This window comes from Pseudomonas sp. PME37.24/006 (genome assembly GCF_055556635.1).
Window position 1 is genome coordinate 1 of the sequence record NZ_JBVHNL010000062.1, and the last position, 277, is coordinate 277.

Annotated in this window: 1 protein-coding gene; it reads left to right on the forward strand. The window is 71.5% G+C overall.

Features of this window, described 5'->3' with window-relative positions; all coding sequences use genetic code 11:
• Window positions 1-35 precede the first annotated feature (35 nt).
• Window positions 36-277, forward strand: a 242-nt coding sequence (locus ACZ3GY_RS23855) for a hypothetical protein (protein WP_465912203.1), incomplete at its 3' end; no start/stop codon positions are given.

Below are 277 nucleotides of genomic sequence, written 5' to 3' on the forward strand. Positions count from 1 at the left end.
GCGGCCACCGATCCCGCCGGAGCCTCTGAACCACGATGTCCCTGTCGCGCCGTTTCGCCATCCTGCCGATCGCCGTTGCCGGACTGCCCCTGCCCGCCGCCGCCGACTTCGGCCTGACGCTGCATCCCAGCGCGGCACAGCGGGCGGTCGGTGAACGGCAGCGCGAATCGATCGAACGGCGCATGACCCTTTTGTGCGACGCGATCGACCGTCTCGAGGCGGCGGGGCTGCCTTCGGGACGCACCACCTTCCTGCGCCAGGACGTGCAGCGCGTCGC